Raw genomic sequence first — 18,431 nt, 5'->3', positions numbered from 1 at the left:
CCGCCGAAGCCGCACCAAGCCAGCGCACCGAACCAGTACACCAAGCCAGCGCACCGGGCCAGCACACAGCGCAGCACACCGGACGTCAGCGCCGGCGTCGCACCAACGCCGCGCGCTCGTAGGCCAGCCGATGACGATCGGCGCTGACCGCCCACGAGAAGTCCTTGGCCCGCTGCTGCCCGGAAGCCGCGAGCGAGGCCCGGCGAGCCGGGTCGTCCAGCAGGTCGGCGACGGCAGCGGCGATGTCCCCGGCGCCGACACCGCAGTAGGCAACGGCCTCGCCACCCACCTCGGGCAGCGACAGCCGACGCGTCGTCAGAACACACGCGCCACAAGCCATGGCCTCCAGCACCGGGAGCCCGAAGCCCTCACCCAAGGACGGATAGGCCACCAGTTCGGCACCGCCCAGGAAGCCGGCGAGTTGCTCGAACGGCAGGTAGCCGGCGCGGATCACGCGAACGCGGTGCGGAACGGAGTCCAGGGCACGCTCCACCTGGCTGTCCCAGCCGGGCTGACCGGCCAGCACCAGGGCCGGCGGCTCGGCTCGGCCCACCATCGCCTGGGCGAAGCCGCGGATCAGTGCCGGGACGTTCTTGCGCGGCTCCAGGGCCCCCAGGAACGCGACGTAGGGCGTGTCCCCCAACGACAGGGCCTTCCGGACCGCCAGGACCTCGTCCGGTGACGGTGGGTGGAAGCGTTCGGTGTCGACGCCGTGCTGGGCGATGTGCAGGACTCGGCGGTCGGCGCCGGCCACGCGGACCAGTTCGTCAGCCGTTGCCTGGGACGGGACCACGCACAGGTCCGCGCGTCTGAGGGACGCTCGGGTCCAGGTGCGGAAGAAGCGGGCCTTCACCGACGAGTGCAGCACCGGGTCGGTGAAGAACGTGGCGTCGTGCAGCGTCACGACCGAGGCGGCCTTGCCGGCCAACGGGAGTGTGTAGTGCGGTGAGTGCACCACGTCGATGCCCAGGGTCCGGATCAGGCGCGGCAGTGTCGTCTGTTCCCAGGCCAGGCGGGCCGTCCTGGTGGCGACTGCGTCAGCGGCCCTGATGACCCTGGCGTTCGGCGCGATCTTGGTGAACAGGTCCTCGTCGCGTGGCTGGCACACGACGGAGAGCCTGGCCCCGTCCGCGTCCAGTGCCGCGACGAGCGAATCCACGTAACGGCCGACGCCGCCCCGGTCTGCGGGGATCGCGGTGGCGTCGATCAACACGCTGGGTTCGACGGTGGGCACGATCAGCTAGCGTAATGTCATTTGCTAAAGCGTTTAACGGGAATGCACTAATCCGGTCGTTAAGCGTGTGTGTCCCAGACACCCTGTGCCGTATTTTCCCAGGTGAACTCACTCGCGCGGGTGATTCCGGCCTCGACGGTGTGATGAGGATCAGCCAGGACGGCCCGCAGACCTTCCGTCAACGAGGCCAGATCGCCACGCCGCACGACGGTTCCGGCGCCTCCCGCGACCTCCACCAGAGCCGGGTCGTCGGAGTGCACGACGGGCACGCCCGCGGCCATCGCCTCCAGCACCGGCAGGCCGAAACCCTCGGCCAGGCTGGGCGCGGCGAGCACGGTGGCACCAGCCAGCACCGAGGCGAGCCGCTGGTCGGAGACCTTGCCCAGCAACGTCACGTGCGGCGCGCCCAGGTCGACGTCACCCCAGCCCTGCTGGCCGATCACCACCAGCGGCACCCGCAGCCGTTCGGTCGCGCGCACCAGCAGCCCGAAGCCCTTGCGCGGCTCCACGGTGCCGATGGCGAGCACGTACGACGACGGCAGGTCGTCGGCTGGCGGGGCAACGAGTCGCGTCACGCCGTTGGGCACCACGTGCACAGGAACCTCGACGCGCACACACGCCGCCAACTGAGACGCAACGGCATGCGTCGGCACGACCAGAGCGCGCGCCTCGCGTGCCGCCCGCGCGATCACCTTGCGGTGCCAGGCGACCCCGCGCGGAGTCAGCGTCTCCGGATGCGTCCACGGCACAACGTCGTGCACGGTGACGACAGCGCCCGGCAGCGGAGCGAGCGGCGTCGGGGCGTGCACGTGCGGGCCGAGTTTCGGCGGAAGACCGCGCTCCCACAACGCCACCAGCGCCCGGCGCGGCACCCTGATCACGCGGTCGGCGCGGGACGTCGCCGCGGTCACCACGGACCAGCCGTCAGGAACGCTCTCCCCCAACGCCTTGAGCAGCTCCGCCGTGTAGCGGCCGGTTCCGCCGGGGACCGGGGCGTTGAGTTGCTCGGTCAGCACTACTAGCTCGGGCACGTCGCGTACCGTCTCACGCCGTGTCGGCAGTCAGCACCGTGGTGGTCGTGACGTGGCGAGGCCGTGACCACATCACGGCGTGCCTGGACGCTCTCGCGGCCCAGAAGAGTCCACATAGGACGATCATCGTGGACAACGCGTCCGATGACGGCACTGCCGAGCTGATCAGCGGACATGAGGTCGTGCGGCTGCCGCGCAACCGCGGTTACGCGGGCGGTCTCGCCGCCGTTCTGGACATGGTCGACACCCAGTTCGTCGCGTGGCTCAACGACGACGCGGCGCCGGAGCCGTCGTGGCTCGCCGAGCTGGAGAGCGCTCTCAACGGTGAGCCCGGAGCAGCCGCCGCCACCTCGTCGATCTTGCTCACGGACGGCTCGACGCAATCCGTCGGCGTGGCGCTGACCGCGGACGGCCACGGCAGGGACGTCATGCTCGCCGGACGCGAAGTGTTCGGGTTCTGCGGCGGCGCGGCACTGCTCAGGACCGACGAACTCAGGGCCGTGGGCGGCGTCCCGGCGAGCTTCTTCTGCTACTACGAGGACACCGACACGGCCTGGCGGCTGCGGCTGGCCGGGCACCGGGTGATCTCGGTCGGACCGGCGCGGGTCAGGCACAAGCACGGCGCCAGCACGCGTCCCGGCTCGACGCTCTTCCACCGCTGGAACGAACGCAACCGCCTGCTGATGCTGCTGCGGTGCGCGCCCGCCTCGGTCGCACTCACCCAGCTCGCCCGGTTCGTCGCGATCACCGCGATGCTGCCGTTCCGCAAGAACGTCCCGGACGCGGCCAACTTCCGGCTCGGCCTGCGCACCCGTGTGCTGGCCGAGGTGCTGCTCCGGCTCCCGGCGACGCTCGTCCAACGCCTCGGGATCAAGACCGAGGTCACCCGCACAAGCGTCTGGCAGGACTGGGCCGGCCGGTGAAGACCGCCTGGCGGTTGGTCGCCGGCGGGCTGACCGCACTGACGATCGGCATCGGCCTGAGCATCACGCTGACCTACGGCCTGATGTTCATCGGCCTGCTCGGTGGCCTCGCCTACGCGCTGGGCGTGAGCGGGCTCGCCGAACGCAAGTGGATCGCACTGCCCGCGTTCGTCCTCGGTCTCACGGCGCCGTTCGTGCTGACGTTCGGTGTGCACAGCGTGCTGATGCAGCGGACCGGGCACGTCGAGCGGTGCGCCGTCACCGCGACCGACGAGCACCCGTTCGCCAAGAACCCCGGCGTCGACTACGTGCTGGCGTGCCCGAGCGGTGAGGTCGAGCTGGACCGCGACTGGAACGACCGGCTGAAGACGAAGGAAGCCGACGTGCTCGTCGGCCCGCCGCTGCGGCCGATGTTCGCGGACAGCTCCCGATGGAACCTCCTACCGGTCACAAGCGTCCCCGCAACGATGACACTTCTCGTTCCCGTCGCCAGGCTGCTCAGGAAGCAGTCGTGAGGCGGCCGGCGCCACTCATCGTGATCGGGCTCGCCGCGGTCGCCGTCGCGATCGTGCTGGGCGCCGTCGTGCCCGAGCAGTACGAGCTCGCGGTGCTGATGCCGTGCTGCCTGCTGTCGATCGCGTTCGCGTGGGGCGTCGGCAAGCTCGGGCCTGCGTGGCTCGTGCTGCCCGCGTTCATGGTCGTGATTCCCGGCACAGCGGTGCTGGTCGGCGACGGTCACCGCGCGTTGATGGACGTCCTCGCCACGCCCCAGACGTGCGTGATCACCAGCGTCGAGGCCGTGCCGGGGCCGGACAACCCCGCGTACGCGCACCGCGTCACCTGCCCGGACGGCGCCGAGCTGCGGATAGTCGTGCGGGGCGAGCAGGACAAGAAGATGCAGCCCGGCCCGGCCACCGTCCTGCGGCATCCGCTGATGCGGCCGTTGCTCGCCGAGCGCAACGACTGGTCCACCGAGTGGGTCTTCGGGGTCCCTCTCGCTGTCCTGTTGCTCCTGATCTGTGCAACCACACTGCGGGCGCGCAGAGTGATGAGGCAGGCTTAGCGCGTGGATCGAGTCTCGCTGCCCGTCGTGTCCGTCGTGGTCGTCAACTATCGCGGCGCGGAAGACACCGTGACCTGCGTGCGCGGACTGGCCGAGGTGGACTACCCGGCCGAGCTGCTCCAGGTGATCGTCGTCGACAACGAGGCGCACGACACCGCACGGCTGAAGGCGGAACTGCCGGGCGTCCAGATCGTCACCTCGGAGAAGAACCTCGGCTTCGCGGGCGGCTGCAACCTCGGCGTCGACCACGCCACGGGCGGGGTGCTCGCGTTCCTCAACAACGATGCCCGCGCGGACCGGAACTGGATCAAGGCCGCGATCAGGGTGTTCCACGCCGAACCGGCGGTCGGCGCGGTCGCGAGCAAGGTCCTCGACTGGGACGGCGAGAAGATCGACTTCGTCGACGGCGGGCTGACCTGGTTCGGCATGGGCTACAAGCGGCACGCCGGTCAGGACGACGACGGCAGTCACGACGGCCCGAAGGACGTGCTGTTCGGCACCGGGTCCGCGATGTTCGTGCGCGCCGATCTCTACAAGAAGCTCGGCGGGTTCGACGAGCGGTTCTTCATGTTCTACGAGGACGTCGACCTCGGCTGGCGGCTGAACCTGCGCGGCTGGCGGGTCCGCTACGAACCGGCGTCGCTCACGTTCCACCGCCACCACGCGTCGATGAGCTCGATCCACGAGAGCCGCGAGCTGTACCTGCTGGAACGCAACGCGCTCATGTCGCTGTACAAGAACTTCTCCGACGAGACGCTGGCGAAGGTGCTGCCGGCCGCGCTCGCGCTGTGCGTGCGCCGGGCGACGGCCCGCGGTGAGATCGACCCCACACAGCTGGAGATCACCCGCCGCCCCGCCGACCCCGCGCAGGACCGCGAGCCGGTCGGGATGTCCCGCCAGTCGCTCGCGGGGTTCCTCGCGATCGACCAGTTCGTCGAGCTGATGCCGTCGCTGGCCAAGTCGCGGGGGATCGAGCAGGCCGCGCGCCGGATGTCGGACACCGACCTGGTTCCGTTGATGCGCAAGGCTCTCGAACCGGCCTATCCCCTGCCGCGCTACCTCGCCGCGCACGACATCCTCGTGGACGTCCTGGGCATCGACGACGTGTTCGGCAGGCCCCGCAAGATCCTGGTGATCACCGGCGACGCGATCTCGGACCGGATGGCCGGCCCCGCGATCCGCGCCTGGCACATGGCCGACGTGCTGTCCGGCGAGCACCAGGTGCGGCTGGTCACCACGAACCCGCTGTGCGCGCCGCCCGACGCCCCGTTCGGCGTCGAACGCGCCCGGCCGAAGGAACTGCCGCCGCACGTCGCGTGGGCGGACGTGGTCGTGCTGCAGGGCCACGCGCTCGAGATGGTCGGCGAGCTGAAGAAGGAGTCGTCGACCAAGATCGTGGTCTGCGACATGTACGACCCGATGCACCTGGAACTGCTGGAACAGGGCAAGGACAAGGCCGACGACAAGCGCGCCCTCGACCTCGCCGCCGTCACCAAGGTGCTGAACACGCAGCTCGAACGTGGCGACTTCTTCCTGTGCGCGTCGGAACGGCAGCGGCACTTCTGGCTCGGCCACCTGGCCGCGCTGGGCCGGTTGACGCCGACGTTGTACGACAACGACCCCACGACGCAGTCACTGCTCGGGATCGTCCCCTTCGGACTGTCGGGCAAGCCGCCGCAGCGCACCGGCCCGGCGATCAAGGGTGTCGTGCCGGGCGTCACGGACGCGGACAAGGTCGTGATCTGGGCCGGCGGCGTCTACAGCTGGTTCGACCCGCTGTCCCTGATCGAGGCGATGGCCCACCTGCGCAGGCGGCAGCCGTCCGCGAAGCTGTACTTCCTCGGCATGAAGCACCCGAACCCCGAGGTCCCGGACATGGACATCGCCGGCCAGACGCGGGCGCGGTCCGCACAGTTGGGGCTGACCGGCGAGACCGTGTTCTTCAACGACGGCTGGGTGCCGTACAACGACCGGCAGAACTGGCTGCTCGACGCGAACTGCGGTGTCACCACGCACTACGAGCACGTGGAGACCACGTTCGCGTTCCGCACGCGGGTGCTCGACTACCTGTGGGCGGGCCTGCCGATCGTCACCACGTCCGGCGACTCGTTCGCGGACCTGGTGGAGCGCGAAGGTTTGGGCGTCGTCGTGCCGCCGGAGGACCCGGAGGCACTGGCCGACGCGCTGGAGAAGGTGCTCTACGACGAGGAGTTCGCGGCCGCGTGCCGTGAGCGCATCGCCGTCGTCCGCGAACGGTTCACCTGGGAGACGGCACTCGCGCCGCTGGCCGAGTTCTGCCGCAACCCCAGGCCCGCCGCGGACCGTCTGCCCGGCTCGGCCCCCATGGTGCGCACACCGGGGCTCAGCACGACGGACAAGGTGAAGCGGGACCTGCAACTGGTGCGCGAGTACCTGGACGCGGGTGGCCCGACCGAGTTGGCCAAGCGGGCGACGGGGCGTCTGCGGAAAATCGCGCGTGGTGGCAGGTAAATGGCGAGATCCCCGAAACCCCTCAAGGTGCTGCTCGACGGCACCCCTCTGCTAGGACATCGCACCGGAATCGGCCGCTACACCTCGGCGCTGGCCGAGGAACTGGCGTCGATGACGGACGACGTCGACGTGCGGGCCGTGGCGTTCACGCTGCGCGGCTGGCGTGCGTTGCGCACCGTTCTCCCGCACGACGTGACCGCGCGGGGCCTGCCCGTCTCGGCACGGGCGCTGCGCGAGCTGTGGCTGCGCGGCCCGTTCCCGCCGGTCGAGATGCTGGCCGGGTTCACCGACGTCATGCACGCCACGAACTTCGTGCTGCCGCCGACGATCCGGGCCGGCAAGGTCGTCACGATCCACGACCTGGCGTTCCTGGACGCGCCCGGCGACCTCCCGCCGTCGGACCGCCGGTTGCCCGAACTCGTCCGGCTGTCGGCTCAGCGCGCGGACGTGATCTGCACGCCGACCGCGGCCGTCGCCTCGGTCGTCGCGGACCGGTTCTCGGTGCCGCTGGAGAAGATCGTGGTGACGCCGCTGGGCGTCGACCCCGCCTGGTTCGCCTCGCGGCCGCCGTCGCCGACGTTGCGCGGACGGCTGGGCCTGGGCTCGGAGTACCTGCTGTTCGTGGGTGCGGCCGGGCCGCGCAAGGGCCTCGAGTACCTGATCAAGGCGCACGCGTCCGATCCGTCGCTGCCGCCGCTGGTGATCGTCGGGCCGGGCCGGTCCGGCGTGGAGGGCCGGGTGCTGCGGACCGGCTACCTGTCCGACGTGCACCTGCGTTCGGTGGTGGCCGGGGCGACGGCGCTGGTGCTGCCGTCGCGGGACGAGGGCTTCGGGCTGCCCGTGCTGGAAGCATTGGCCTGCAACGTTCCTGTGGTGTGCTCGGACGTGCCCGCGTTGCGCGAGGTCGCCGGTGGGCACGCGCTGCACGTGCCGGTCGGGGACGTCGAGGCGCTGGCGGATGGAATGGCGCAGGCAGTCGCCGCACCGACCACTCCCGAGGCGCAGTCCGAACGGCGTGCGCACGCGTCCGGGTTCACCTGGCGGCGGTGCGCGGAGAAGACCGTCGAGGCGTACCGGCGGAGCAGGGCCTGAGGTACACGTCGGAGGGCGTCAGGAAATCCTGACGCCCCAACGACTTCACCGAGAGCGCGGCCTCGGCGAACGCTTGTCGAGCTGACTCATCGACACCTGTCGCGAGCCCGTGACAACGGCAACGCACTTCAGGAAACGTTGCCGATCGGAATCCGCTGTCGCGGGACGCTGAGGTGTGCGCCCGGAATCGAACATGCCGAACAGGCTCCCGCACTTGGGACTACCGTGCCAGACCGGTCACCCCAATGGCGCAGCACCGGCACGGGGAGCTACCACCCCGGCCCTGACCGCCTCCGAAAGAGCGCTTCGCCAGTGCGGCAACGGGCGCAGTCCCGCCGCTGCCCACGCGGCACCCGACAGCACCGAGTAGGCGGGTCGCGGGGCCGGGCGCGGGAAGTCCGCCGTGGTGCAGGGATGGACGCGTGCGGGATCGGCGCCGAGCTCCTCGAAAATGGCCTGTGCGAACCGGAACCAGGTGGTCTCGCCACCGCCGGTCGCGTGCAGCAGACGCGTCTCCGGCAGAACCGAGGCAAGCTCGAGAAGTCCGGCCGCGAGGTCGTGCGACCACGTCGGCGAACCGGCCTGGTCGTCCACAACGGACAGTGAAGGCCGCGAGGATTCCAGCGCTGCCATGGTCTTCACGAAGTTCGAGCCTTGCACGCCGTACACCCACGAGGTGCGCACCACATAGCCGCCCGCCTCCAGCACACGGCGTTCGCCTTCGAGTTTTGTGCGGCCGTAAGCGGACTTCGGACCGACCGGGTCAGAAGTCTCGTAGGGCCGCGTGCCATCACCGGCGAACACGTAGTCCGTCGAGACGTGGATCATCGGAATGCCAAGGGAAGCGCACGCTTCGGCCAGCAGACCAGGACCGATGGCGTTGACCGCGAACGCGCGGTCCTCGTCGGTCTCGGCGGCGTCGACGGCGGTGTACGCGGCGCAGTTGATCACTGCGGTGGCACCGGCCAGGTCCGCGGCCGCGACCTTCGTCACGTCCAGCTCGGCGGAGGACACCGCGCGGACGTCGGCGGACAGGGCGGCGAGGTCGTGACCGAGCTGGCCACGACCACCGGGAACGAGGATCAACTTCTCAGCCCTTCGCCAGCGCCGCGCGCTCCTTGAGCGGCTCCCACCAGGCGCGGTTCTCGCGGTACCACTCGACCGTGTCGGAGAGACCGACGGTGAAGTCGACCTGCGGCGCGTAGCCCAGTTCGGAGGCGATCTTGGAGATGTCGACCGAGTAGCGGCGGTCGTGGCCCTTGCGGTCCTGCACCGGCTCGACGGCCGTCCAGTCGCGGCCCGTCGCCTCCAGCAGCTTCTCGGTCAGCTCGCGGTTGGTGAGCTCGGTGCCGCCGCCGATGTTGTAGATCTCGCCCGCCCGGCCGGCCTCGGCGACGAGCTGGATGCCGCGGCAGTGGTCGGCCACGTGCAGCCAGTCGCGCACGTTCAGGCCGTCGCCGTAGAGAGGCACCTTCTTGCCGTCGATCAAATTGGTGACGAAGAGCGGAATCACCTTTTCGGGGAACTGATACGGCCCGTAATTGTTCGAACACCGAGTGATGCTCACGGGCAGTCCGTGAGTGCGGTGGAACGCACGCGCCAACAGGTCGGAAGATGCCTTGGAGGCCGAGTACGGGGAGTTCGGTTCGAGGATGTGCGTCTCGGTCCAGGAGCCGTCCTCGATCGAGCCGTAGACCTCGTCCGTCGAGACGTGCACGAACCGGCCCACGCCCGCGTTCAGGGCGCCCTGCAGCAGCGTCTGCGTGCCCAGGACGTTCGTGAGCACGAAGTCCGCCGATCCGGTGATCGACCGGTCCACGTGCGATTCGGCCGCGAAGTGCACGACGACGTCGATGCCGCGCATCTGCTCGGCGACCACGTCCGCGTCGCAGATGTCGCCCTGCACGAACTCGAACTTGCCCGCGACCGGCGCGAGGTTGGTCTCGCTGCCCGCGTAGGTGAGCTTGTCGAGCACCACCACTTCGGCACCGGCGAACGCCGGGTAGGACCCGCTCACCAACTCCCGCACGTAGTGCGAGCCGATGAACCCGGCCCCACCTGTCACCAGTACGCGCATGCCATTTCCTCCCGTGGTGTTCCCCGCTCGCAGTCTGTCACGTACCTAATCGCTGCAACCCACAGCAATGTCACGTCGTCTGACTTATAAAGAACTAAGCTCGCGGTGTGGGGGAGGAAACGGCTGTGGAAGGCAGAACTCTGCCGGTCAGGGTGGTGGGCACCCGGCCGTCTGGGGCCTTTCGCGCTTTCCTGGTGACGGGAAGGATCTTCGTCGCGCTCGTCTCGGCCGCTGTGCTTCTCATCACGTCGTACGGCTGGAACAAGCTGCGCACGACGAACGACGGCATCGTCAAGACAGAGGTCATCTCCGAGGAACTCGCCAAGCAGGGGCCCAAGCCGCTCGACGGCGCGGTCGACATCCTGCTGGTCGGCATCGACAGCCGCACCGACGCGCAGGGCAACCCGCTGTCGGATGAGGTGCTGGCCATGCTCAACGGCGGCATCGCCGACGGCGAGCAGAACACCGACACCATGATCCTGGTGCACATCCCGGTCGACGGCACCCGCGCGGTCGCGATCTCGTTCCCCCGCGACTCCTACGTCGAGATGGCGGACGGGTTCGGCAAGCACAAGCTCAACTCGGCGTTCGCGCGCCAGCGCAACACCGTCGACCAGCAGCTTCGCTCACAGGGCGTGACGGACGAGGCGCGGATCCGCACCGAGTCGATGGCCGCCGGCCGCAAGACGCTGATCAAGACGATCGAGGGCCTCTCCGGCAACCAGGTGCGGATCGACCGCTACGCCGAGGTCAACCTCGCCAGCTTCTACGAGGTCACCAAAGCCATCGGCGGCGTCGAGGTGTGCCTGAAGGAGCCGACCTCCGACAGCGACTCCGGCGCGAACTTCCAGGCGGGCCAGCAGACGATCGAGGGCGCGGCCGCGCTGTCGTTCGTGCGGCAGCGCAAGAACCTGCCCGGCGGCGACCTCGACCGGATCGTGCGCCAGCAGGTGTTCATCGGGGCCCTCGCGAAGAAGGTGCTGTCGACCGGCACGCTGACGGACTCGGACAAGCTCAACGGGCTGGTCGAGGCCGTGCAGAAGTCGGTGATCCTCAGTTCCGGCTGGGACATCACCACGTTCGCCGAGCAGATGCAGGGACTCGTGGGCGGCAACTTCGAGTTCAAGACCATCCCGGTGGGTGACCCGACGGACACCTACAGCGACGGCAACGTGCTGCCGGTGAACCCCGCGCAGGTGCGCAAGTTCCTCACCGAGCTGGCCGAGGAGAAGGACACGACGAGCAAGGCCCCGACGACGACCACCAGCCTCCCCGCGCCGCCGAACTCCTCGATCACCGTGCAGGTCTTCAACGCGGCCGGCATCCAGGGTCTCGCGTCACAGGTGATGAACACGTTGACGGCCAAGGGTTTCCAGCGCGGACCCGTGGCGTCGGCGCCGCAGAACAGCGACACCACCGTCGTGCGGTACGCGACCGGTGAAGAGGGCTCCGCGCGCAAGGTCGCGGCGGAACTCGGCGCCGGCGTCGGCGTCGAAGAGGACGCGACCGTCCGAAAGGGACAGATCCAGGTCTTCGTCGGCAGCGACTACCAGGCGCCGGGCGACGACGCAGAGGACATCGATCCGCAGGGCGTTCCCGGCACGTCGACGGCCGCCAGCTCGAGCAGCACCCCGCCGATCACGGCGGGCGGACTGGTCTGCGTGAACTGAATCCCCGGCGTAACGGGCTTGCGATAGTTACGCTGAGCACGCAGAACCAGCACACGAAGGGCCAACCGTTGAGCACTGCCGCACGCGCGAAGAAAACCGCACGGGTCATCGGCCGTACGGTGATCGCGCTTGTCGCCGTGACGACGCTGGCGTTCTCCGGCTACTTCTGGACCGCGTTGCGGCTGGTGAAGCAGAACACCAACACCACGCAGATCCTCCAGGTGCTGGAGGACATCCCGAACTCGCCGCCCGTCGACGACGGCGCGATCGACATCCTGCTGGTGGGCAGCGACAGCCGGACGGACGCGCAGGGGCGGCCACTTCCCGCGGACGTGTTGCGCAAGTTGCGCACCGAGGGCACGGACACGGTGAACACGGACACGATCATCGTGATGCGCGTGCCCCGCAACGGCGGCAAGGCGAGCGCCATCTCGATTCCACGCGACACGTACGTCCCGATCGCCGGCTATCAGGAAGACAAGATCAATTCCGCGTACGGCGCGGTGAAGTACCTGACCGCGGAACGGTTGCAGGCCGAGGGCGTGAGCGACCAGCAGGAGCGCGAACGCAGGTCGGACGAGGCCGGGCGCAAGGCGCTGGTGCAGGCGGTGCAGGACCTGACGGGGATGCGCGTCGACCACTACGCGGAGATCAACCTCTACGGGTTCTACCTGCTGACCGAGGTGATCGGTGGCGTGCAGGTGTGCCTGAAGGCGGGCACGTCGGACCCGAACTCCGGCGCGGACTTCCGCGCGGGCCCGCAGACGGTCTCGGGCGGCGACGCGTTGTCGTTCGTGCGGCAGCGGAACATGCCCGGCGGTGACCTGGGTCGCATCGCCCGGCAGCAGGTGTTCATGTCGCAGGCGATGAAGCAGCTCCTGTCCGCGGGCACGTTCACCGATCCGGGGAAGATGAGCGGGCTGCTCGACGCGGTGTCGAAGTCCGTTGTCGTGGACCAGAACCTCGACCTCGCGACGCTGGCGGCGCAGGCGCAGGGCCTCGCGTCGGGCAACGTGGAGTTCGCCACGATCCCGGTGACGAGCATCGACGGCCGCAACGAACGCGGGCAGAGCATCGTGACGGTCGACCGCGAGGCGGTGAAGGCGTGGGTGGCGCAGCTGATCGGCGAGACCCCGAAGCCCGTTCCGTCGTCGACGACCCCGAGTACGCCCGCGCGGTTCGGCCCTGAAAAGCTGCTCTCGCTGGACGGCGCGCACGCTGCCGCAGCGCGCCAGGATGTGCCGTGCGTCGACTAGGGAGTACCGCGTGAGCGTGACCGAGATCCTCTTCACGCCGTTGCTGAAGGCCGATCCGGGTCGTCCGCTGATCACGCACTACGACGACGCGGCGAACACGCGGATCGAACTGTCGCGTGCGACCGTGAAGAACTGGGCCGCGAAGACGGCGAACTGGCTGCGCGACGAGCACGACGTCGAACCGGGCGACTCGGTCGCGGTGCTGCTGCCCGCGCACTGGCAGACCGTGGGCCTGCTGCTCGGCGCCTGGTGGTGCGGTGCCCGCGTGGTCGGCGCCGGAACCGACGCCAAGGTGGCCGTGGTGCCGCCCGGCGGCACTGCCGACGCGGACGTCGTGGCCGTGGCCTCGTTGCACCCCATGGGCCTGGGCTCCGGCGCCCCGGTCGACTACGCGGACGACGTGCGTGTGCACGGCGACGACTTCATGCCGTGGGAGCCGATCGCGGGCTCCACGCTCGCACTGGGCGAGTCCACTGTGGATGAGGTGGTCGCTCAGGCGCGTGAGCTCGGCGCGAAGCTCGGCTCCGAGCCGCGCGTGCTGTCCACTCTGGAGTGGGATTCGCCTTCCGCTGTGCTGGAAGGCTTTCTGGCCGTGCTCGCAGCCGGCGGCTCGCTGGTGCAGGTGAGCAATCCCGACGCGGGCCAGATGGCCGCGCGCCGGGAGAGCGAGAAGGTCACACAGCTGCTGGGTTGAGCACCTTGTTGTTCTTGAACAGCACGCGGTCCAGCGCGTAGGCGCCACCGTTGAAGCCGAGCGCGAGGGCGGCCGCACCGAGCACGACGACCAGCTCGGCACCACCCTCGCCGAGCAGGCCGTTCGGCAGGTGCACCAGGATCCACGCGCCGGCCATGTTGACGGCGAGCAGCACACCGGCGACCGGCAGCGCCAGACCGGCGATCAGCGCGAGGCCGCCGGCGAGTTCGACCGACGCGGCGAACCACGCGGACAGCGTCGGCAGCGGCACGCCCATCTTGTCGAACGAGCCAGCGGTACCCGCCATGCCGAACTCGGTGAACTTCTGCCAGCCGTGCGCGACGAACACGATGCCGACGGCGATCCGCCCGATGAGTGCGGCGATGTCCTTGACCATGTTGCTTGCTCCCCGATCCTGTCGTTCAGCTGTAGGTCGTTCAGCCTCGAACCAAAACTAGTGCCGGTTTGAACGACCTCATGATTTCGACAGGAATCCAACAGCGAGTCCTTAGGTTCGCTGGTCCCGCTACTTCTTGAGCGTCAGGCCGCTGCCCTCGGCGTTGGTCAGGATCAGCGAGGTGCGGTTGATCTTGTAGGTGAACTCTCCCTTTCCCAACGCCTCCGTGACGGCCGTCTCCACCTCGTTCACCTCGCCGCATCCCTTGTCGGTGATGGGCCCGAGCTCGACCTTGATCGTCTGGCCGGACAGTTCGTACGGCAGGTCTCCGCCCCTGAGGTTGCATCCGGTGTCCACCGCCATGACGCTCCCGCGGAACGAGACCGTGACCTTCACTCCCGCGGGCAGCGACGAGACGGCGTCGCGCGTGACGAGTCCGTCGACGGTCCAGGTGCCCTCCAGGGTGGCGGGCTGTTCCGTCGCGAGCACGATCTCCGTGTCCGCTCCGGTGATCACGAGGTTGGTGCCGTCGAGCTTCCAGGACGGTGTCGAGCGGAGCAGCTTCGACAGCCACTCGTCCTGCTGGTGCAGCTCGGGTTTGGGGCAGCCCATCGCGGTCATGCCGAGCTCGGCGACGGTGAGCTTGCCGTCATCGAGCGTCACCGGGCCCTGCATCTGGTTGCAGCCCGCGGTGGCGATGAGCCTGCCGTCGTCGGTGAATCTCAGTTCCACCCTCGTGCCCTCGACCATGGCGCGCGGCTTGCCCTGTTCGGTGACGGAGGACGAGACGTACACCTTGCCCCGCAGGTTCGCGCTCTGACCCGTGGAAGGGCTACCGCACGCCGTGGCGGTCAACAGGAGGACGGCGAGGGCGATTCGGTTGCTCATGCGAGTAGGACGGAACGTCGTGGCCCTGTGGTTGCCCGAAGGCCGGGAGCGGGATTTCCGCGCCCGGCCAACGGAGAATTCGATGTCACGGGGACAGCGACTCAGCGAAGTCGTAGAGGCTCTTGATGTCGTTGTCGAAGTACGGCCCGTCCATCTGGCTCGCGTCGGCGTGCCGGTGGCTGACCACACTGTTGATGTAGCCCAGCCCGTTCTGGTCGTTGTACTCCTGCAACCACGGTCCGCCGGACGATCCGCCGGTCATGTTGCACCAGGCCCGCACCTGCTGGCTGTGGCCGTTCCAGGTCGTGCCCTGGCAGAAGTACTGCAGCTCACCGGTGAACGGCGCACCCGCGGGGTAGCCGAGGATCGTGACGGACACCGAGTAGCCCCAGTTCCAGCGCAACCCGTTGCCGCCCACGACGTTCGCGATCGAGCTGCCGCCGAGGGTCTGCATGATGACGATGCCCATGTCCTCGTCACTGTTGCTGGAGTTGATCCAGGCAGTGCGAGCCGTGAGCTGGTAGGCACTCCACGTGCCGAAGGGGCGCGCGCCGTTGCGGTAGCGAGGCACGAACACCCAGTTGCTCATCCACTGACCGCCGGCACCGCCGTGCACGCAGTGCCCCGCCGTCTGGACCAGCTTCCTCTTGGCACTGCTCACGGTCGCGCCGGAGCAGACGTAGTTCAGGCCGTTGGCCGGGTTGGTGAAGTACACCTTTCCGACTGTCGCCGACTCGTTGAGCATCGTCCCGATGCCCTGCGCCTGCTCGGTCTTGACCTTCACCGAGGGTGCGACCCCGTCGATGCTGCCCGCACGACCCGAGGGCTGGTGTGGGGAAGCGGCCTGAACCGTGGCGGGAGCCTGAGCAGGGATCGCGGCGGCCATGCGCTCCGGAGTCCAGTACGCCTCGGCCGCGGCGGCCGACTGGATCTTGTTGTCGGAGGTTCTGGCCAGGCTGGCAGCGCTGCCGTTAGGTGCCGCCTGCGCGGTCGGCACGAGCACGGAAGCAGCCAGCAAAAATCCGAACGCTAATGAAACAGTTCTTTTCGCTCTCATTCGAAATACCTCACTAAACGAGGTTCACTTGCGGCTTTTCGAACGTAGCGATGCCTCTGACCTGGTGTCCAGGCATATTTTGAAGTTGCTCTGTTCAGCCCCGCTTCCATTCCATGCCTGCCAGAAAAAGGTCCATCCGGGCCATTTCTTCGACCGATGTGCCGGATTGGAAAGCGCTATCCAAACAGTTGATCTTGAACTTGGGGGTTGACAGACCGCACGCCCGTCGCTGTACTTAACCCAGCGGTTAGATAACCAAGTGGTTAGGTACGAGATGGACCAGCTGAGCGCCACCTTCGCCGCACTGGCGGACCCGACCCGCCGGGCGATCCTCGCGCGGCTCACCGAGGGCCCGGCAACGGTGAAGGAGCTCTCCGAGCCGTTCGACATCAGCGGCCCGGCGATCTCCAAACACCTACGCGTGCTGGAGAAGGCAGGCCTGATCACCCGCGGCAGGGAGGCCCAGTGGCGTCCCTGCCAGCTCGACGCGACACCGCTGAAGGAGGTCGCCGTGTGGGCTGAGAACTACCGCCGCTTCTGGGATGCGAGCTACTCGCGCCTGGACGCACTCTTGACCGAGATGAAGGAGAACGAGAAATGACCACGGTGAAGTTCGGCACGACCGTCACCCTCCCGTCCGACACCGAGATCGCGATGTCGCGCACGTTCGACGCGCCCGCTTCGTTGGTGTGGAAGGCGTTCACGACCCCCGAACTGCTGCGGCGCTGGCTGCTCGGCCCCGACGGCTGGGACATGCCGATCTGCGAGGTCGACCTGCGCGTGGGCGGCAAGTGGCGTTACGGCTGGGCGCAGCCGGACGGCTCTGGCGCGTTCGAGATGCACGGCGAGTACACCGAGGTCACGCCGTTCTCGCGGATCGTGAACACGGAGATCTTCGAGGACAACCCGCCGGCCGTTTCGACGGTCGAGTTCGTGGAGGTGGACGGTCAGACGACGATGACCACCACCATGCGGCTCGTCTCGCAGGAGGCCCGGGACGCGGTGCTGGCGACCGGCATGGCCGACGGCGCTGGTCGTTCGTACGAGCGCCTGGGCGAGGTCCTCGCCACGCTGTGACCCGTTCGGCGGAGTAATGCGGGCGGCGATCTGGGCGATGCTCCGCGTGACCGGTCACGCGGAGGGTTGCCATGAACTCGATACTGCTGCTGCTACCGGCGATCCTCGTGCTGGCCGCCATCGGCGTGTACGGCTGGCGAAACGCCTCGAAGACCGCCCGCCGCGCCGAACACAAGAGCGCGACCGCCGTCGAGGCCGCCAAGCTGGCGATAGTCACCGCGACCACCCACGAGCGCCCGGCCGACCTGGAGCAGGGACGCATCCGCACGTTCCTGATGCTCGACGAGAGCTCGATCATGAGCATGTACGGCCAAACCCCGCAGGCCGCCGCCGAGGCACGCCTCCGCGAGGTCGAACGCGGCACGTCACGCGAGGGGGCACTGGGCCTCCGCGGTTCGCTGGTCGAGGCGGGCGGCAGGCGTTCGGGCAGCGAGACCGTGCGGGAGACGTTCGAAGCGGAGACGAACGCCGCCCGCGCACTCGACGTGGTGCTGCGGCACCTGGTCGCCCGCGACGAGCTGGTGCAGCTGGACCTGACCGCCGGGGGAACCGTCTCGGGTTCCCCGCAGGGCTACGTGAAGGTCAAAGCGTCGTACCGGATCGCGTTGCGAGACAACGACATCGCCGTTTCCGGTCCCGGTATCGCCTTCACCGTGCCGCTCTCACGGGTGCCGGCCTCCGCCTCGGCCGTGTTCGTGGACGGCTCGACCATCACCGCCATCTGCTTCGGGCGTGCGGTGCGCCGGGAATCGTCCACAGTGGTCGTTCTGCCGACTGCCCTTTACCTGGCTTGAGGGTGGCGGACCGTAATCACCTTTGGTGACAACGGTTCCCCGGTCGGGTCGGTGGTCGTGCGCTTGGGGCGAAGGGCGCTGTCGGCGAGGCGATCGGCACGTGCGTGGCCGCCTGAGTCAGCGATCTTGTCGGTGGTGTCCGGCACCATGCGTTTCAGGACACCACTTCCGGGGGGATTGCTGTGATCGTGCGAGGTTCGGGCGACCTGTTGGACGCCGACGTCGAGGCACTCGTGAACGCGGTGAACTGCGTCGGTGTGATGGGCAAGGGGCTGGCGCTGCAGTTCAAGCAGCGCCACCCCGCCTACTTCTCGGCGTACGCGGCGGCCTGTGCCGCCGGGGACGTGCGGCTGGGGCGCGTGCACGTGGTGTCGCTGGACCGGCACTTCATCAGCTTCCCGACCAAGGGGCACTTCCGGTCGCGGTCGAAGCTGTCCGACGTGGCCGACGGACTGGACGATCTGGCTCGCGTGATCGGCGAACTCGGGATCCAGTCGGTGGCGGTGCCGCCGCTCGGCGCCGGGCTGGGCGGGCTCCCGTGGGATGAGGTGGAGGCGTTGATCGGGGAGAAGCTCGGACGACTGGACGCGACCATCGTGGTCTACAGCCCGGAAAATGCCGCGCGACTTCGTCTGTAGCTCCTGCTCACCCCACGAACGCTGATCGGCCTGGAGGGCGAGCCTCCAGG

The 18,431-nt window shown here is 68.7% G+C and carries 19 protein-coding genes; 12 read left to right on the top strand and 7 right to left on the bottom strand.

Features of this window, described 5'->3' with window-relative positions; translation table 11 throughout:
* Nucleotides 1-85 precede the first annotated feature (85 nt).
* Together OG205_RS37500 and OG205_RS37495 are read right to left on the bottom strand one after the other, a co-directional pair.
* On the bottom strand, nucleotides 86-1,213 hold the full coding sequence (locus OG205_RS37500; RefSeq protein ID WP_330278315.1) for a glycosyltransferase family 4 protein: 1,128 nt from the start codon (nucleotides 1,211-1,213) through the stop codon (nucleotides 86-88).
* 80 nt (nucleotides 1,214-1,293) lie between these two features.
* A complete protein-coding gene (locus tag OG205_RS37495; RefSeq protein WP_330272568.1) occupies nucleotides 1,294-2,265 on the bottom strand; it encodes a glycosyltransferase family 4 protein in 972 nt (323 codons plus the stop codon).
* 20 nt (nucleotides 2,266-2,285) lie between these two features.
* Between OG205_RS37495 and OG205_RS37490 the strand changes: the two genes are divergently transcribed.
* From OG205_RS37490 to OG205_RS37470, 5 genes are read left to right on the top strand one after another with little or no spacing between them, the layout of a single operon-like run.
* Nucleotides 2,286-3,188: a glycosyltransferase family 2 protein gene (locus OG205_RS37490; RefSeq protein ID WP_330272567.1), complete on the top strand. Its 903-nt coding sequence runs from the start codon at nucleotides 2,286-2,288 to the stop codon at nucleotides 3,186-3,188.
* Nucleotides 3,185-3,703: a hypothetical protein gene (locus tag OG205_RS37485; RefSeq protein WP_330272566.1), complete on the top strand. Its 519-nt coding sequence runs from the start codon at nucleotides 3,185-3,187 to the stop codon at nucleotides 3,701-3,703. Before OG205_RS37490 ends, OG205_RS37485 begins: the two co-directional genes overlap by 4 nt.
* On the top strand, nucleotides 3,700-4,251 hold the full coding sequence (locus OG205_RS37480) for a hypothetical protein (RefSeq protein ID WP_330272565.1): 552 nt from the start codon (nucleotides 3,700-3,702) through the stop codon (nucleotides 4,249-4,251). Before OG205_RS37485 ends, OG205_RS37480 begins: the two co-directional genes overlap by 4 nt.
* Nucleotides 4,252-4,254: 3 nt before the next feature.
* A complete protein-coding gene (locus tag OG205_RS37475) occupies nucleotides 4,255-6,741 on the top strand; it encodes a glycosyltransferase (protein ID WP_330272564.1) in 2,487 nt (828 codons plus the stop codon).
* Complete coding sequence (locus tag OG205_RS37470; protein ID WP_330272563.1) at nucleotides 6,742-7,833, top strand: glycosyltransferase family 4 protein; 1,092 nt, start codon at nucleotides 6,742-6,744, stop codon at nucleotides 7,831-7,833.
* A gap of 237 nt (nucleotides 7,834-8,070) precedes the next feature.
* On the opposite strand, the gene rfbD is transcribed toward OG205_RS37470, so the two are convergent.
* Both rfbD and rfbB read right to left on the bottom strand, forming a co-directional pair.
* On the bottom strand, nucleotides 8,071-8,919 hold the full coding sequence (gene rfbD / locus OG205_RS37465) for a dTDP-4-dehydrorhamnose reductase (RefSeq protein WP_330272562.1): 849 nt from the start codon (nucleotides 8,917-8,919) through the stop codon (nucleotides 8,071-8,073).
* Nucleotides 8,920-8,923: 4 nt separating this feature from the next.
* On the bottom strand, nucleotides 8,924-9,910 hold the full coding sequence (gene rfbB / locus OG205_RS37460) for a dTDP-glucose 4,6-dehydratase (RefSeq protein WP_330272561.1): 987 nt from the start codon (nucleotides 9,908-9,910) through the stop codon (nucleotides 8,924-8,926).
* Between the two features lie 194 nt (nucleotides 9,911-10,104).
* Between rfbB and OG205_RS37455 the strand changes: the two genes are divergently transcribed.
* The 3 genes from OG205_RS37455 to OG205_RS37445 all read left to right on the top strand — a co-directional run bounded on the left by OG205_RS37455 (nucleotide 10,105) and on the right by OG205_RS37445 (nucleotide 13,530).
* Entirely contained in the window at nucleotides 10,105-11,580 is a 1,476-nt protein-coding gene (locus OG205_RS37455) for an LCP family protein (protein WP_330272560.1), read from the top strand.
* Between the two features lie 68 nt (nucleotides 11,581-11,648).
* Nucleotides 11,649-12,836 (top strand): LCP family protein, encoded by a 1,188-nt coding sequence (locus OG205_RS37450; protein ID WP_330272559.1) that lies wholly within the window; start codon nucleotides 11,649-11,651, stop codon nucleotides 12,834-12,836.
* Between the two features lie 10 nt (nucleotides 12,837-12,846).
* Nucleotides 12,847-13,530 carry a TIGR03089 family protein gene (locus tag OG205_RS37445; RefSeq protein ID WP_330272558.1) on the top strand — a complete coding sequence of 228 codons (684 nt, stop codon included), beginning with the start codon at nucleotides 12,847-12,849 and terminating at the stop codon, nucleotides 13,528-13,530.
* Here OG205_RS37445 and OG205_RS37440 read toward each other — a convergent pair.
* The 3 genes from OG205_RS37440 to OG205_RS37430 form a co-directional block, all read right to left on the bottom strand.
* Nucleotides 13,511-13,927: a DoxX family protein gene (locus OG205_RS37440; RefSeq protein ID WP_330272557.1), complete on the bottom strand. Its 417-nt coding sequence runs from the start codon at nucleotides 13,925-13,927 to the stop codon at nucleotides 13,511-13,513. The genes OG205_RS37445 and OG205_RS37440 overlap by 20 nt on opposite strands.
* 129 nt (nucleotides 13,928-14,056) lie before the next feature.
* The gene (locus OG205_RS37435) at nucleotides 14,057-14,815 is read right to left on the bottom strand and encodes an META domain-containing protein (RefSeq protein ID WP_330272556.1); all 759 of its coding nucleotides are present in this window, start codon (nucleotides 14,813-14,815) and stop codon (nucleotides 14,057-14,059) included.
* A gap of 85 nt (nucleotides 14,816-14,900) precedes the next feature.
* Nucleotides 14,901-15,833 (bottom strand): trypsin-like serine peptidase, encoded by a 933-nt coding sequence (locus tag OG205_RS37430; protein WP_330272555.1) that lies wholly within the window; start codon nucleotides 15,831-15,833, stop codon nucleotides 14,901-14,903.
* A gap of 313 nt (nucleotides 15,834-16,146) precedes the next feature.
* Here OG205_RS37430 and OG205_RS37425 point away from each other — a divergent pair, with 313 nt between their 5' ends.
* From OG205_RS37425 to OG205_RS37410, 4 genes are all read left to right on the top strand, one after another.
* Nucleotides 16,147-16,473, top strand: coding sequence for an ArsR/SmtB family transcription factor (locus OG205_RS37425; RefSeq protein ID WP_330278314.1), 327 nt, complete (start codon nucleotides 16,147-16,149; stop codon nucleotides 16,471-16,473).
* Nucleotides 16,470-16,949: an SRPBCC family protein gene (locus OG205_RS37420; RefSeq protein WP_330272554.1), complete on the top strand. Its 480-nt coding sequence runs from the start codon at nucleotides 16,470-16,472 to the stop codon at nucleotides 16,947-16,949. The genes OG205_RS37425 and OG205_RS37420 overlap by 4 nt, the downstream gene beginning before the upstream one ends.
* A 71-nt stretch (nucleotides 16,950-17,020) precedes the next feature.
* Complete coding sequence (locus tag OG205_RS37415) at nucleotides 17,021-17,743, top strand: hypothetical protein (protein ID WP_330272553.1); 723 nt, start codon at nucleotides 17,021-17,023, stop codon at nucleotides 17,741-17,743.
* A gap of 182 nt (nucleotides 17,744-17,925) precedes the next feature.
* Complete coding sequence (locus OG205_RS37410) at nucleotides 17,926-18,381, top strand: macro domain-containing protein (RefSeq protein WP_330272552.1); 456 nt, start codon at nucleotides 17,926-17,928, stop codon at nucleotides 18,379-18,381.
* Nucleotides 18,382-18,431: the final 50 nt, after the last annotated feature.

The organism is Lentzea sp. NBC_00516, from assembly GCF_036346835.1.
In the GTDB taxonomy this organism is placed as follows: Bacteria; Actinomycetota; Actinomycetes; order Mycobacteriales; family Pseudonocardiaceae; genus Lentzea; species Lentzea sokolovensis.
This window is presented reverse-complemented; position numbering and strand designations above follow the sequence as displayed.

Excerpts from the sequence above, each read along its gene's own strand:
- OG205_RS37440 (WP_330272557.1), bottom strand. The coding sequence starts at position 13,927 with ATGGTCAAGGACATCGCCGCACTCATCGGGCGGATCGCCGTCGGCATC.
- OG205_RS37470 (WP_330272563.1), top strand. The coding sequence starts at position 6,742 with ATGGCGAGATCCCCGAAACCCCTCAAGGTGCTGCTCGACGGCACCCCT.
- OG205_RS37435 (WP_330272556.1), bottom strand. The coding sequence starts at position 14,815 with ATGAGCAACCGAATCGCCCTCGCCGTCCTCCTGTTGACCGCCACGGCG.
- rfbB (WP_330272561.1), bottom strand. The coding sequence starts at position 9,910 with ATGCGCGTACTGGTGACAGGTGGGGCCGGGTTCATCGGCTCGCACTAC.
- OG205_RS37420 (WP_330272554.1), top strand. The coding sequence starts at position 16,470 with ATGACCACGGTGAAGTTCGGCACGACCGTCACCCTCCCGTCCGACACC.
- OG205_RS37425 (WP_330278314.1), top strand. The coding sequence starts at position 16,147 with ATGGACCAGCTGAGCGCCACCTTCGCCGCACTGGCGGACCCGACCCGC.
- OG205_RS37415 (WP_330272553.1), top strand. The coding sequence starts at position 17,021 with ATGAACTCGATACTGCTGCTGCTACCGGCGATCCTCGTGCTGGCCGCC.